This window comes from Pseudarthrobacter sp. CCNWLW207, from assembly GCF_037203945.1.
GTDB lineage: Bacteria > Actinomycetota > Actinomycetes > Actinomycetales > Micrococcaceae > Arthrobacter.
Genome location: NZ_JBBCBS010000002.1, coordinates 204350 through 217913, shown reverse-complemented (window position 1 = coordinate 217913; position 13564 = coordinate 204350). Strand labels below are relative to the sequence as shown.

Annotated in this window: 12 protein-coding genes; 4 read left to right on the top strand and 8 right to left on the bottom strand. The window is 63.8% G+C overall.

Annotated elements, in window-relative coordinates; all coding sequences use genetic code 11:
- Positions 1–17 precede the first annotated feature (17 nt).
- The 4 genes from V9L17_RS04035 to V9L17_RS04020 form a co-directional block, all read right to left on the bottom strand.
- The gene (locus V9L17_RS04035) at positions 18–968 is read right to left on the bottom strand and encodes a carbohydrate ABC transporter permease (protein WP_337345284.1); all 951 of its coding nucleotides are present in this window, start codon (positions 966–968) and stop codon (positions 18–20) included.
- Positions 968–1855 carry a carbohydrate ABC transporter permease gene (locus tag V9L17_RS04030; protein ID WP_337345283.1) on the bottom strand — a complete coding sequence of 296 codons (888 nt, stop codon included), beginning with the start codon at positions 1853–1855 and terminating at the stop codon, positions 968–970. The genes V9L17_RS04035 and V9L17_RS04030 overlap by 1 nt, the downstream gene beginning before the upstream one ends.
- Positions 1856–1935: 80 nt before the next feature.
- Positions 1936–3216, bottom strand: coding sequence for an ABC transporter substrate-binding protein (locus tag V9L17_RS04025; protein ID WP_337350568.1), 1281 nt, complete (start codon positions 3214–3216; stop codon positions 1936–1938).
- A 234-nt stretch (positions 3217–3450) separates the two neighbouring features.
- Positions 3451–4254, bottom strand: a complete 804-nt coding sequence (locus V9L17_RS04020) for an alpha/beta hydrolase (protein WP_337350567.1) — start codon at positions 4252–4254, stop codon at positions 3451–3453.
- Between the two features lie 145 nt (positions 4255–4399).
- Between V9L17_RS04020 and V9L17_RS04015 the strand changes: the two genes are divergently transcribed.
- Both V9L17_RS04015 and V9L17_RS04010 read left to right on the top strand, forming a co-directional pair.
- On the top strand, positions 4400–5506 hold the full coding sequence (locus V9L17_RS04015; protein ID WP_337350566.1) for a GTP pyrophosphokinase: 1107 nt from the start codon (positions 4400–4402) through the stop codon (positions 5504–5506).
- Positions 5507–5512: 6 nt separating this feature from the next.
- Entirely contained in the window at positions 5513–7015 is a 1503-nt protein-coding gene (locus tag V9L17_RS04010; RefSeq protein WP_337350565.1) for a SulP family inorganic anion transporter, read from the top strand.
- Positions 7016–7026: 11 nt separating this feature from the next.
- Here V9L17_RS04010 and V9L17_RS04005 read toward each other — a convergent pair whose 3' ends face one another.
- Positions 7027–8178 (bottom strand): GGDEF domain-containing protein, encoded by a 1152-nt coding sequence (locus V9L17_RS04005; protein WP_337350564.1) that lies wholly within the window; start codon positions 8176–8178, stop codon positions 7027–7029.
- Between the two features lie 154 nt (positions 8179–8332).
- Between V9L17_RS04005 and V9L17_RS04000 the strand changes: the two genes are divergently transcribed.
- The gene (locus V9L17_RS04000) at positions 8333–9325 is read left to right on the top strand and encodes a bile acid:sodium symporter family protein (protein WP_337350563.1); all 993 of its coding nucleotides are present in this window, start codon (positions 8333–8335) and stop codon (positions 9323–9325) included.
- A 34-nt stretch (positions 9326–9359) separates the two neighbouring features.
- On the opposite strand, the gene V9L17_RS03995 is transcribed toward V9L17_RS04000, so the two are convergent.
- Genes V9L17_RS03995 through V9L17_RS03985 form a run of 3 tightly spaced genes read right to left on the bottom strand, consistent with a single transcriptional unit; the run spans position 9360 to position 12105 of the window.
- Positions 9360–10496 carry a mandelate racemase/muconate lactonizing enzyme family protein gene (locus tag V9L17_RS03995; protein ID WP_337350562.1) on the bottom strand — a complete coding sequence of 379 codons (1137 nt, stop codon included), beginning with the start codon at positions 10494–10496 and terminating at the stop codon, positions 9360–9362.
- Positions 10493–11443, bottom strand: a complete 951-nt coding sequence (locus tag V9L17_RS03990; RefSeq protein ID WP_337350561.1) for a dihydrodipicolinate synthase family protein — start codon at positions 11441–11443, stop codon at positions 10493–10495. The genes V9L17_RS03995 and V9L17_RS03990 overlap by 4 nt, the downstream gene beginning before the upstream one ends.
- Complete coding sequence (locus tag V9L17_RS03985; protein ID WP_337345274.1) at positions 11440–12105, bottom strand: GntR family transcriptional regulator; 666 nt, start codon at positions 12103–12105, stop codon at positions 11440–11442. Before V9L17_RS03985 ends, V9L17_RS03990 begins: the two co-directional genes overlap by 4 nt.
- Before the next feature lie 112 nt (positions 12106–12217).
- On the opposite strand from V9L17_RS03985, the gene V9L17_RS03980 reads away from it, so the two are divergent.
- On the top strand, positions 12218–13561 hold the full coding sequence (locus tag V9L17_RS03980; RefSeq protein WP_337350560.1) for an ABC transporter substrate-binding protein: 1344 nt from the start codon (positions 12218–12220) through the stop codon (positions 13559–13561).
- The last annotated feature ends 3 nt before the right edge of the window (positions 13562–13564 follow it).

The window sequence follows — 13564 nt, the reverse complement described above, 5'->3', positions numbered from 1 at the left end:
GCTACTCGTTGCCATCTCTAGCCCTTGACCGCGCCGAGCGTCATGCCTGCGACGATCTTGCGCTGCAAGAGAAGGGTGAGGAGGATGACCGGGATGGAGTAGACGGCGGCCAGCGCGGTCATGGAGCCCCAGTCCAGGCCGAACTGGGTCTGGAAGTTCGCGATCACCACCGGCGTTGTCTGGGAGCGGATCGCTGTCATCAGGAGTGCGAAGAGGAACTCGTTCCAGGAGGCCAGGAAGGCGAAGATCGCGGTGACGGCGATACCGCCGGAGACGACCGGGATCACCACCCGCCACAGGGCTCCGAGCCGGCTGCAACCATCCACAGTCGCGGCTTCCTCCAAGTCTTGCGGCACCGCTTCGAAGAAGCTGGACATCAGCCAGATCGAGAGCGGCAGCGAGATGGTGGTGTGGGCTATGGAAAGGGCAATGGGGGTATCTGACAGGCCAACGGCTGCCATCATCGAGGCCAGCGGAATACCGATCGCCACCGGCGGCACCATGCGGGTCACCAGGGCGGCCATGATGAAGATCCTGCCGCTGAGGGTTTTGTAGCGGGTGATGCCGTAGGCCGCCGGGACCGCCAGCACGAGCGAAAGCACGGTGCTGATGATGGCCGTCTGGGTGCTGTTGATGAAGGAGGCGAGGACTCCGTTGCGTCCAAGCGCGTTAGTGTAGTTCTCCAACGTCCATTCCCGGGGAAGGATGGTGGGCGGCACCGCGATGGTATCAATCGGCGTCTTGAAGGACGTGAAGAGCAGGTACAGGAACGGGAATCCGTAGAGCACCATAGCTACCGCGAGGAGGATCCACAGCAGTGCCCTGGTGCTTCGGCGGCCAGCCTCCAGGCCTTCGCGATTGACGCCCCGGCGCTTGCGGCCACCGGCATGCGTGGTTGGCACAGAATTCTCGGCAGTCACCGCGCGCGACTTCCCGCCGTCGGGCCTGATTCGTTCAGCGACGCGCATCAGTTGTCCTTTCCTGGCCGCCAGATGGTGGACACCGCGACGAATGCAACGGCGAGCATGGCCAGCAGATAGAGGGTGCCCATGGCGCTTGCCAGCCCGGGATCACCGAAGCGGATCATGGTCCGGTAGATCAGCAGGCTCATGGTTTCCGAGGCGGACTGCGGTCCGCCGTTGGTTTGGATAAGGATGGTGTCAAAGGCCCGGGCCGCGTCGATTCCGCGGACTACCAGGGCCACGGCGATGACCGGCCGCAGCAGGGGCAGGATAATGCGGAACAGCAGAGCCGGTGCGCGTGCACCGTCAAGGCGCGCTGCTTCGATCAGGTCACCGGGAATGTTCTGCAGGCCGGCAAAGAGGACCAGGCACATGAAGGACGTGGTCAACCAGATGTCCGGAATGGCCACCGAGAACAGCACAATGTTGGGATCGGACAGCCAGCCGATCTGATTGGGGTTGGACAGGATGCCGGCCTGGTGCAGGAGGGTTCCGATAAGCCCGAAGTTATCGATCATCAGGAACTTCCACAGGAGGCCTGCCACGATCGGGGCGATCATCAGCGGGTACATGAACACGGTCCGCCAGATTTGGGAGCTGCGCCCGAGGGTGGTGAACAGCAGCGCCATGCCCAGCCCGAGGGCGAATTCGAGGGTGACCACCACCAGGGTGTAGGCCAGGGTCCGCCAACCTGCGCCCATGAAGGCTTCCGAGGCGAAGGCCCGGAAGTAGTTATCCAGGCCCACGAAGTCGCGGGGGCCGCCGGCGATCGGCGAGATCTTGAAGAAGCTGTCCGCTACGAGGCGAAACAGCGGGAAGGCGACAAAAACTGCCAGGAACAGCGCCGCTGGTGTCATCAGGAACAATGCGAAGCGGCGATCGGAGATACGCACGGTTTTCTCTTCCGCTGGTTGGGACCGTGGCCGGCACCGGACTACGAGTGCCGTATCGGCAGGTGCCGGCCACGGGGGTCTTACTTAAGGAGGTCCTCGATCTGCTTCTTGGCGTCTGCGAGGAGGGTGGCGGAGTCCCCGCCGGCCACGGCCTTCTGGAGCATGGGAACCAGTACCGTGTCTACGATCTGCTGCCACTTTTCAGTCGCGGGGCGGGTGGCCGTCGCTTTACCGTTCAGGGTCTCGATCAACGGCCCGAAGCTCTCGTAGCCCTCTTTGTCCTGGTACTTCTCGAACGCGGAGATACGGGAAGCCAGGCCGAGGCTGGATTCGATACCCATGCTGTTGTTGTCGTAGGCGCACTTGATGAACTTCTTGGCCGCTTCAGTGTTCTTGGTGGCCTTCGGGACTGTGAGGTACCACGGTCCCGGGACACCGCCAATACCGGCGGATCCGGCGATCATGGGCGCGGTGCCCACCTTGCCGGCAACTGGCGAATCCTTGGGGATCTGCCTGTACGCGTGTGCCCAGAAGCGGGTCATTGCCGTTTTGCCCTGGTTGAACAGGTTCTGGGCGGCAGCCCAATCCACCTGGGCGGCGCCGGACGGGGCGGACTTGGAGAGGCTGACGTAGAAGTCGAGTGCTTCCTTGTGGGCGTCGTTGTCGATGACCACCTTGTTGTCCTCATCCAGGACCATGGGTGAGCCCGCCTGCAGGACGTGGGCGAGCCATTCGGTTTCCACCGCGCCCTTGACGTCGGTGCCGTACATGCCGTCCTTGGTGAAGAATTCCGCGATGTCCTGGTACTGCTTCCAGGTGGTGGGGGCGGTCAGCTCGTAACCGTACTTGGCCTGGAAGTCTGCTTTGTTCTTGGTGTCCTCAAAGAGGTCTTTGCGGTAGAGGATGATCTCTGCGTTAGTCCAGGCGGGCAGGCCGATGAAATGTCCGTCCACGTTCGCTTCCTTGACGAGGGCGGGGAAGATGTCCTTTTTGGCCTCGTCGGTGAAGATCTCGTCGATAGGCTGGACAGCGTCCTTGAAGCTGGGCAGCCAGACGGAGTCCAGGGCTGCAACGTCGAAGGAGACGTTGCCGGAGGAGAATTCGCTGGAGAGGCGGTTGAACATGCCGTCGTAGGGCAGTTCGACGAAGTTCACGTCGACTCCCGCGTCCTTTTTGCACTGCTCTGCGACGCCGGTCAGTTCGGCGTGGCCGCCAGCCTCCACCAGGACGTTGACGGTGCTGGTGCCGGCGCTACCCGTGGATGTCGGGCCCCCTGCGCCGCAGCCGGTGGCTACCAGTGCGACGGCGGTGCAGATGCCGCCGATGGTGGCGAACCTGTTGATGGTCTTTCGAGTGGACATCGCTGTCGACTCACTTTCTCTCGAACGGAAATGGCGAGATGCTGGGGTGAAAAATCGTTTTGCTAAAACGACTTGGCAACAATATAGAACCATCTCTTGAGAGGTGTCAAGCGTCACATCCGGACTCGGGCTGGCCGGTTAGTGCTGGGGCCAGCCGCACAATGCAGGATTTAGAAAAATCCTTTTGGCATAGCGGCAGATTCCTGCCGCGAACGTCCACAAAAACTGGCCGGATCAGCCCAGCAAATTCCGCGCCATTTCCCTGCATTCCCTGTACGCGGTGGACTTGGGATCGATCAGGTCGTAGTGGTCTCCCGGCACCTTGGTGAGCCGTACGGACATGCCGGCCGCACTGGCGGCAGCAGCATAGGACTCAGACTGGCTCAGCGGTACGTCCCCGTCCCCTACGGCGTGGACCACGTGGACAGGGATATCCAGCGGGATCGCGGTCATCGGGTCGGCGTAGCGGAGCCGCAGCGGATACTTCGACGGCGACCCGCCCAGCAGGTTGCACACGGCACCGTTGCTGAGGTCCAGCTTCTCCGCCTCAGCCAGGTTGAGCAGCCCGGACTGGCTGACCACGCCGGTCAGGCGCACCGCACCGGCGCCGTCGTGCCGCGGGACCTGGCGGTCGGCGTCGGGCAGTCCCAGCTGGGCCAGTCGGTCGCGCCCCGCAGCCCACACTGCCAGGTGTCCGCCTGCCGAATGGCCCAGTGCCACCACGCGGTCCAGGTTCAGGGAATGGCCGGCGGCGAGGTCCGCGAGCTTGTCGATCCCGGCCAGTACGTCAGCAAAGGTGTTGGGCCAGCCGCCGCCGTTACCGGCCCGTCGGTACTCCAGGTTCCACGCGGCAATTCCGTGAGCAGCCAGGTCCCTGGCCAGTGGCTCACCCAACTCCGCACCGTACTGCGAGCGCCAGTAGCCGCCGTGGATGACCACCACCACGCCGCGGTGCGCACCGCCGTCGGGCATTTCCGGGAGATACAGCTCCCCCCACTGGCTGGGATCCTCACCGTAATGGTACTTATACCGCTGCACTGCGCCCTCCCCCGCGGGGGACGGTCCCCTGCGTACCTGGCAAACATGCGGCGGTCAGGGCCCCGACGCCGCAGCCCAGCCATGTGCCCGAGCCTACCGTGAGCGCCGGGACGCCGCTGTCGGAACCCCGCCGTAAGCTGGAGCCATGCCGAGTAACTGGGACAGCCTGGATGTCAGCCTCCGCGAATCCGTGCAGGAGAACGTGGAGATCTACGAGCGCGTCCGGCCTGCGCTCAAGCTGGTCACCAAGGACGTTCTCTACATCCTCCGCGACATGCTGAAGGACACTGAAGTCACCCCGCTCTTTGTCACGGGCCGCACCAAGAGCGTTGAGTCGTTCCGGGAGAAGATTTCCCGCATCGAGGAACCCCTGGAACCTGGCGGCCCGCCGGTCCTGAAGTTCCCGGACCCGTTCCGGACCCTGAACGACATGGTGGGTGTCCGCGTCATCACCAAACTGCCGGCCGAAAACGCTTTGGTGGCCAATCTGATCAAGCGCCAGCGCAGCGTGTTCGACTGCCGAGGCGACCGCGAGAAGGACATCGGCTCCATCGAGTCGGGCACGTACGGATACTCCAGCCGCCACCTCATCCTGCGGACCATCCAGAACGAGGCAGTCAAGGAGTACCAACAGGTCTTCAACCCGGACATCCAGCCCAACGGCAGCTACTTCTTCGAGTGCCAGATCCGGACCGTCTTTGCGCACGCCTGGAGCGAGATCGAGCACGACATCCGCTTCAAGGCCGAGGACCCCCGCGCCTGGACACCGCACTTCGACCGCCAGTTCACGGCCACGGCCGCCATGCTGGAGACGGTGGAGAGCGCGTTCGCGGACCTGCACGAACGCTATGAGGAAGTCCGCAGCTACTGGGACGTCGAAGGCGAAGGCGCGGCCCAGCTCACTCCCAACCGCATCCGGGATGTCTGGCGTACGCTGCTGCCCCATGTGGACCGTAAAGTTGATGATGACTGGGGCTGGGCCGCCGAACTCATGGCGGCCCACGGCCTCAACCAGACCGTGCAGCTCGCCGGCCTGCTCAGCGCCAACCGGATCACCGAGGTCCGCAAAGCACTGGACCACCGGTACTCCCCCGGACCGGACCGCCTGCTGGATGACCTCCTGCTGTGGCAGTACGGAACCAAGCACATAGACCTCACCGCCGAGGCGCCCGACGCCGTTCCGCACCCCCGGCGCGACAGCCTCCTGCGGCGGCTGAAACAGATCGAGCGCTACCGCCAGACCAAGAAATAGGGATCCATGCAGCCCCTGCAGCTCCAGTCCGTCAGGGCCACCCTCCGCTCCCCCCGCCGGCTCAAGACCGAGGCACTGGCAGGACTGGTGGTGGCCCTTGCCCTCATCCCTGAAGCCATCGCGTTCTCGGTGATCGCCGGCGTCGATCCGCGGATCGGGCTGTTTGCCTCCTTCACCATGGCCGTCACCATCTCCTTTGTGGGCGGCCGGCCCGCCATGATTTCGGCGGCCACCGGAGCCGTGGCACTGGTGATCGCACCGCTGATGCGCAGCCACGGCCTGGACCACCTCATAGCGGCAGTCATCCTGGCCGGGGTCTTCCAGATCCTGCTGGCGGTCCTTGGGGTGACGAGGCTGATGCGCTTCATCCCGCGGTCGGTGATGGTGGGGTTCGTGAACGCCCTCGCCATCCTGGTGTTCATGGCCCAGGTCCCCGAGCTGATCGGCGTGCCGTGGATGGTTTATCCGCTCGTGGCAGTGGGCCTGGTCATCGTGGTGCTCCTGCCGAGAATAACGACGGCGGTACCCTCACCGCTCGTGGCCATCGTCCTGCTCACCGCGTTTGTGGTTGTAGCCGGGGTGGATGTGCCGGCCGTCCAGGACAAGGGCCAGTTGCCTGAGAGCCTGCCCTCGCTGTTCCTCCCCAACGTGCCGCTGACCTGGGAGACGTTCCAGGTGATCGCCCCGTTCTCGCTGTCCATGGCCCTCGTGGGACTTTTGGAATCGCTGATGACCGCAAAACTCGTGGACGACATCACTGACACACGCTCCAACAAAACCCGGGAATCCTGGGGCCAGGGCGTCGCAAACATCGTCACCGGCTTCCTGGGCGGCATGGGCGGCTGTGCCGTCATCGGCCAGACCATGATCAACGTCAAGGGCTCAGGAGCACGGAGCCGGGTGTCCACATTCCTTGCCGGCGTCTTCCTGCTGGTGCTGGTTGTAGCGCTGGGCGACGTAGTGGGGCTCATTCCCATGGCCGCGCTGGTGGCCGTGATGATCTTTGTTTCTGCCATCACCTTCGACTGGCACTCCGTTGCTCCGCGGACCCTTCGCCGGATGCCCAAGTCCGAAACGGCCGTCATGGTGATCACCGTGGCCGTCGTCTCAGCCACGCACAACCTGGCCATCGGAGTCGGCGCAGGCGTGCTGGCCGCGATGGCCATGTTCGCCCGCCGCGTGGCGCACTTCGTGACGGTCGAGCGCACCATCGTGGAGCTGAACGGCGAGTCAGTGGCAACCTACACCGTGGACGGCGAACTCTTCTTCGCTTCCTCCAACGACCTCTACACCCAGTTCGAGTACGCGATGGACGCGGAGCCGGAGATCAGCCGGGTAGTGATTGACCTGCACGCTTCACATCTCTGGGACGCTTCCACCATTGCAGTGCTGGACGCCGTGACAGAAAAGTACCGCCGGCACGGCCGGGATGTGGACCTGATCGGACTGAACTCGGCCAGCATCCAGATGCGTGAACGGCTGGCGGGCAAGCTCAACGCTGGCCACTGAACCGGCGCCCGTCAGTGCGCTGTGTCGCTGCGGGCGGTGCGGTTCCGGCCCTGCGACTTGGCCTCGTAAAGTGCCGCGTCAGCGGCGGCGATCAGGGCTTCCAAACCTGGCGTCCCGGCGTCGTACGTGGCGATGCCGTAACTGGCCGTGGGCATCCTTGGCCCCTCCCGGTGGGCGGAATCCGCGAGCCGCTGGCTGATCGCGTCGGCAATCCGTTCGGCACGGTCGGCTGTGGCTCCGGGGATGAGGAGAATGAACTCTTCCCCGCCGTACCGGCCAGCCAGGTCGGTCGAGCGCACGGTTTCCCGGCAGGCTGCGGCGAAAGCCTGAAGGGCCACATCGCCTGCGGCGTGGCCATAGGTGTCGTTGACGGCCTTGAAGTGGTCCAGGTCGGCGAGAATGAGGGCCCCCGTTGCCCGGGTGACGGCAGGGTCGGCAAGGTGTTCGTCAGCTATTTCAATGAAGGCCTTGCGGTTAAGGAGTCCGGTGAGGTCGTCCCGGGTGGCTACCATTCGGAGTGCACGGGTCTGCTGTTCGCTGCTGAGCGCGGACATGCTGAAGGACACCACTACCAGCAGCACCATGGTGACCAGCGTGGTCACTTCGGACCCAAAGTAGGTGTCGAAGGTGGGGCCGCCCGGGCCCTCCAGCAGGAAGAAGACGAGCCGGCCGAAGTAGAACGCAGACAGCCCTCCCGCGGCGGCCGCCATCGGGACCCTGACCCGGGAGTATCCGGGTTCAAGCCGCCAAAGCTCCCTTGACGCGAGCCCGATCGTCAGGCACATCGCGCCGAGGAAAACGGGACCACCTGACCAAGTGTTTGTCGCAGGATTGTCGAGTGCTGATGCCACGAGGGTAACCAGTGGTACCGCCGTGAAAAGCAAGCGCCGCGGGCGGACCTCCCGGAGCGATCTGGCGCCCGCCCAGACCGCCACCCCGCCGTGGACCAGCAACACGTTTCCCAGCGGATTGGCCCACCACTGATGCGCCGTTCCGTCCAGGAGGAAAGCCGCGGATCCGGCGAGGAAAAAAACCAGCGCCAGGCACCACCAGCCGCTGTAGGGCGAGCGCGTGATGCGGTATGCCGAAAAATAGAACAGGAGTCCCAGCACCAAAGCCATAAGGCCGAAGGCCACTCTGAGGGTTGCCGTATCCAGAACCATGTTTCGAGTTCCCCCAGACGCCGATGTGATGCAAAACTCAGTATCGCACTGCTCCGCGCCGTACCGGGCAGAAACCCACAAAGAGACGACCTGGGTTGTTACCGTGCCGGGTCACCGACTGGCACCGGACGCCCGGCAGTGCCAGCATGATTGGATGCTTGAGGCAACAAAATCCCAGAATCCCCCTGTCGAGCCGCCCGTCAATGCTGCGTTGGCCGCGGAAGCGAAGATCGCCCGGATAGCGGTCACCGTCTTCCCGCTCCTGGTAGTAGCGGCAGGTGTGCTGGGATTCTTCATTCCGGGAGCCTTCCAACCCCTGGGTCCCGGCGTGCCTTACTTGCTCGGCATCATCATGTTCTGCATGGGCCTGACACTCACTCCGCCGGACTTCGCCGCGGTGGCCAAACGCCCCTGGGCCGTAGTGCTGGGGATCGTGGCGCACTATGTGATCATGCCCGGCGCGGGCTGGCTGATCGCCGTGGCACTGCACCTCGAACCTGAACTGGCGGTGGGGCTCATCCTGGTCGGTTGCGCGCCGTCCGGGACCGCGTCCAATGTGATGGCGTTTCTGGCTAAGGGCGATGTGGCCCTCTCTGTGGCGGTGGCCTCGGTTTCCACCCTCATTGCACCCATCGTCACGCCGCTGCTGGTGCTGTTCCTCGCTGGCTCCTACCTACAGATCGACGCCGGGGCCATGGTGGGCGACATCGTCAAGACCGTGCTGCTCCCCGTGGTCGCAGGCCTCCTCGCCCGGCTCTTCCTCAAGAAGCTCGTGGCGAAGGTTCTCCCCGCGCTTCCTTGGGCGTCCGCCGTCGTGATTTCCCTGATCGTTGCCGTAGTGGTGGCCGGCAGCTCAAGCAAAATCGTCGCTGCAGGCGGCATCGTGTTCCTGGCCGTGGTGCTGCACAACGGCTTCGGCCTGGGCCTGGGCTACCTGGCCGGGAAGGTGGGCCGGCTGGATGACAAGGCACGGCGCGCCCTCGCGTTCGAGGTGGGCATGCAGAACTCCGGGCTGGCGGCCACGCTGGCCACCGCCCATTTCTCGCCCCTGGCTGCCCTGCCGTCCGCCGTTTTCTCGCTCTGGCACAACATCTCCGGCGCCATCGTCGCGGCGTGGTTGGCCCGGCGCCCGCTGCAGGACGCGTAGGCCGCCTGAAGCGGGACCGCCAGGCCGGCGCTGCTCAGCAGAACGCGAGGGAGCCGTCGGGCCTGGTGGGCAGCTGGCGTTCCCAGTGGATGTAGTCGTGCTCGCTCAGGGCCGCCTCATCGATGTCGATTCCCCAGCCGGCTCGGTCAGGCCGAAGTTCGAGATGTCCGTCGACGGGAAGGTAGGGGTCCGGGCACCAGGTGGTCTCCTCCAGCTTGTACTCGAGGATGGAGAAGTTGCTGCATGCTGCCGCGAAGTGGAGGTTGTGCGCAACCGCCAGGGGACCCATCGGGTTATGCGGTGCCACCGTGACGAAGTGCGCCTCGGCGATGGTTGCGATTCTGCGCATTTGGGAAATTCCGCCCACCACGCAAATGTCCGGCTGGACGATATCTGCCCCGCCTCCGGACAGCAGGCTCAGGAACTCGTTGGTCGAGTACAGGCTTTCGCCGGTGGCAAGTGGCACTTGGAGTTCGGCGCGCAACCGGTGCCAGGCAGGGAAAAACTCAGGCCGGATAGGTTCCTCGAAGAACAGCGGCTGGTACGGCGCGAGCGCGTTGCCCAGCTGGATGGCCTGGAAAGGCTCGAAGATCTTCGCGTGGGCGTCGAACGCGAAGTCCCAGGCATCGGGGCAGGCCTCCCTGACGGCGGCGAAATAATCCGCCGTCTCGGACACGACGAGGCCCCACCTCCGGTTGTGGATGTCCCCCCGGAACGGGCTGAGTTTGAAGGCCGTGAAGCCGTACCGTTCGTTCAGCTCCTCGCTCACGGCGCGGCACTCAGCTGGGTCCGGCGCCGAGTAGACGCCGGCGTAGACGGAAACCCTGTCGCGCACTGTCCCGCCTAGAAGGCTATACACAGGCACGTCCAGTGCCTTGGCCGCAATGTCCCAGAGCGCATGATCGACGGCGGAGATCGCGGCGAGGCCAATCGCCCCCTGGGGGAAGCGCGCCTTGCGGATAAGCTTTTGGGTCACATACTCCACGCGGCGGGGGTCGTCGCCCTTGACCTGTTCAAACAAGTAGTCCAGCACTGGCACGAGGGCCCAGTCCGGGCCGTGGTTGTATGCCTCGCCCCAGCCGGAAATGCCTTCGTCCGTGTCCACGCGCAAGAGCAGCCTTGGCCGGTTGCCCACACGCTGCATGAAGGTCTTGAACCCGGTGATCTTCATGCGTTCACTGCCGTGTCCGTGTGGGCGCCCGCAGGAAAGAGGTCGTTAACAGTGCTCCAGTCCGCCAGGATGCCCGCGATCTCTTCGCGGGCGCCTTCACTGAGCTCATGGCTGGGCGGCCTGATGGTCCGCTCGCAAAGGCCCAGCTGGGACAGCGCTTCCTTGACCACGCTCACGTTGTTGGCCGATCTGTCCTCAGCGCGCAATTCCTCAAACCTGGATATCCGGGACAACAGCACTCCCGCCAGCCGGTAGTCCCCTACGCGCAGGGCATCCCGCAAGGAGAGGGACAGCTGCGGGTTCACGTTGACAAGGCCGGAAGTAAAACCAGTGGCACCGTGGGCCGCGTAGGACAGGGCATATGGTTCCGCCAGTCCGGCGATCCAGACGAACCGGTCGGCGCCGGCCAGATCCCGGATCCGGGCAAACTGTGCGGGGTCAGGCACCGCATACTTGATGCCGATGACGTTCGGGCAGCGGCCGGCGAGCTCAACCAGCATTGCTGCTGTCACCCACTCATTGCGGATGTACAGCACGAAGGCGACGTCCGGCGCGGCTGAGGCGATCCGGGCGTGATACTCCACCCAGCCTGCAGCAGAGACATGGGGATGGGTCGGCTGGTGGATCATCGCCATGCGGATTCCAGCTGCCACGCCGGCCCGAACGTCGGAGATGGCAGAGTCCACGTCGTGGCCGACACCCAAAAGCAGGTAGGCTTCCGGGCCAACCGCCTCAGCCGAAGCCTCGATGAGCTGATGGCGTTCCCTGGCAGTCAGCGCATAGAACTCGCTGGTGTTGCCGTTGGGCGTGATGGTGGTGACGCCGTTGTCCACCAGCCGCCTCAGCAGCTTCTTGAACGCAGCGACATCCACGGCGCCGTGCCGGTAGGGGGTCACGGGAATCGCAACCACGTCTGCAAGAGCTGTCCGGAGCTCGGGGAATGTCATCGTTTTCTGCCAGCGATCTGTCCGACTGCGCGGACCTCGAAACTGTTGATGTGGTTGAGGACCAGCTCCGCTGCCCGGCCGGCATCGCCGTTGCGCGCCGCAGCGAGAATCTCGGCATGCTCGGCCGCCTCCTCATCCCACGACGGCTGCTGGATCCAGGCATTGACTGAAATCAGCGCGGTCTGCTCGCGCAGGCCGTCCAGCATGTCCACGAGGACAGGGTTGCCGCAGTTGGAATACAGCAACTGATGGAAGTCGCGGTTGGCCAGGCTTCGTTCAGCTTCATCGACTGACGACGAGGCACGGTCCAGCGCTTCCTGTGCAAGCTCCACGTCGAAGCCGCGTTCAATAGTCCGTGCGACGGCCACCGGTTCCAGAAGGGAGCGGACATCAAAGACGCTGCGGGCCATCTCCTCATCCACTACCCGCACGGTGGCGCCCTTGTATTCGCTCATGGTGACCAGGCCTGCGCCGACGAGCGTCTTCAGGGCCTCCCGCACGGGAGTTTTGGAAATGCCGAATCGGCGGGCCAGCTCGGTCTCAACCAGGGGCTGCCCGGCAGGTAGTTCGCCAGTGAGGATGGACCTCCGAAGCGCCTCCACCACAAGGCCGGTCCGGGACGAGGCTGGCAGCAGACCGCTGGGCGTGGATTCAGTGATCACAATAATTCCTTTCCATACTGCCCATCATATCAGGTGTATCGTATGTAGTATATGATGTATGACAGCGGCGATTCACCGGTTTTTCCGGCCGGCGCCTAACGAGAGGAACGCAATGAAGCGTATGAACCAGGGCCCATCGGCAATCAGGACTGGTAAGAAGAGGGCAGCACTGGCCTTGGCCGCAGTCCTCGCCAGCTCCATGGCTCTTGGGGCGTGCGGGTCCGGCGGCAGCAGCAGCGCCGAGGGTGGCGAGGTGGTGCTCGAACTTTGGGACACCGACACACGCCCGGAACGTACTGAGAACCTCAAGAAGCTCATCAGCATGTTTGAGGCAAAGAATCCCACTATCAAAGTCAATTACCTTGGGCTTCCCACGGATTCCTACATGCAGAAGATCAGCACGGCGATTGCCACGAAGGCGACTCCGGACATCGTTACGCCCAAGGCGTCCGACGTTTCAGCACTCGTGGCCCAAGGTGCCTTGGCCCCGCTCGATGAGAAATTCGAGAGCGGCGGCTGGGATGACAAGGTCTCGCAGGCAATGACCAAATCCTCTAAGGCCGCGTCGCCGGATGGGAAGCTCTACCTAACTCCCGCCACGAGCCTTGCGGACGTCATCTACTACCGGGCGGACTTCTTCAAGGACGCCGGGCTGGCCACGCCCACCACCTGGGACGACTTCTATGCCGCAGCCGACAAACTCACAGACAAGTCCGCCGGGAAATTCGGCTACACGCTGAGGGGAGGGAATGGATTCTTTTCACAGTTCGTCCAGATGGTCTACCCGCAAGCCGGCGTGGACAGGTTTTTCCGCGAAGACGGGACATCCACTCTTGACGATCCGGCTGTTATCGCCGCGGCACAAGATTACGTTGACCTGTACGGCAAAGACACCGCCGAAAGCGACCTGACCGCCGACTTCAAGACCATGGTTGCCCAGTTTGGCTCAGGAGGCGCTGCCATGCTCAGCCACAGCATCGGGTCCTACCCCACGCACGTCGCAGCCCTCGGCGCGGACAAGGTCGCAGCCGTGGCTCCCTTCCCGTCCGAATCGGGCAAGTCAGTCCTCTCCGGCCGGATGACTACGGGTTTTGCCATGTTCAAGGCAAGCGAGCACCAGGAAGCCGCGTGGAAGTTCCTCGAATACACCATGAGTGCTGAAGGAAACAGCTTCTGGGCACAAAAATCGGGCTATCTCCCCGGCAACCTCGAAGTCGCCAAGGAACCCTGGGTCACTGAGAACCCCGCCATGCAGACCTCCATCAAGGCAGTCGAGAACAAGGACGCCGTGGTGCTTGAGCAGCCCTTCTACCTGCCGGAATTCAACTCGATCACCACCACTGAAATGCTTCCGGAGTGGCAGCGGGTTCTCCAGGGCGAGCTCTCAGTGAAAGAGTTCCTGACCCAGGCAGCGGAGAAACTCACCAAAGCCCAGCAAAAATTCCTGAAGAAGTAGCCC

Coding starts and splice junctions, on each gene's coding strand:
- V9L17_RS04005 (WP_337350564.1), bottom strand. CDS start 8,178: ATGGTTCTGGATACGGCAACCCTCAGAGTGGCCTTCGGCCTTATGGCT.
- V9L17_RS03990 (WP_337350561.1), bottom strand. CDS start 11,443: ATGACATTCCCCGAGCTCCGGACAGCTCTTGCAGACGTGGTTGCGATT.
- V9L17_RS04015 (WP_337350566.1), top strand. CDS start 4,400: ATGCCGAGTAACTGGGACAGCCTGGATGTCAGCCTCCGCGAATCCGTG.
- V9L17_RS04010 (WP_337350565.1), top strand. CDS start 5,513: ATGCAGCCCCTGCAGCTCCAGTCCGTCAGGGCCACCCTCCGCTCCCCC.
- V9L17_RS04035 (WP_337345284.1), bottom strand. CDS start 968: ATGCGCGTCGCTGAACGAATCAGGCCCGACGGCGGGAAGTCGCGCGCG.
- V9L17_RS04000 (WP_337350563.1), top strand. CDS start 8,333: ATGCTTGAGGCAACAAAATCCCAGAATCCCCCTGTCGAGCCGCCCGTC.
- V9L17_RS03995 (WP_337350562.1), bottom strand. CDS start 10,496: ATGAAGATCACCGGGTTCAAGACCTTCATGCAGCGTGTGGGCAACCGG.
- V9L17_RS04025 (WP_337350568.1), bottom strand. CDS start 3,216: ATGTCCACTCGAAAGACCATCAACAGGTTCGCCACCATCGGCGGCATC.
- V9L17_RS03980 (WP_337350560.1), top strand. CDS start 12,218: ATGAAGCGTATGAACCAGGGCCCATCGGCAATCAGGACTGGTAAGAAG.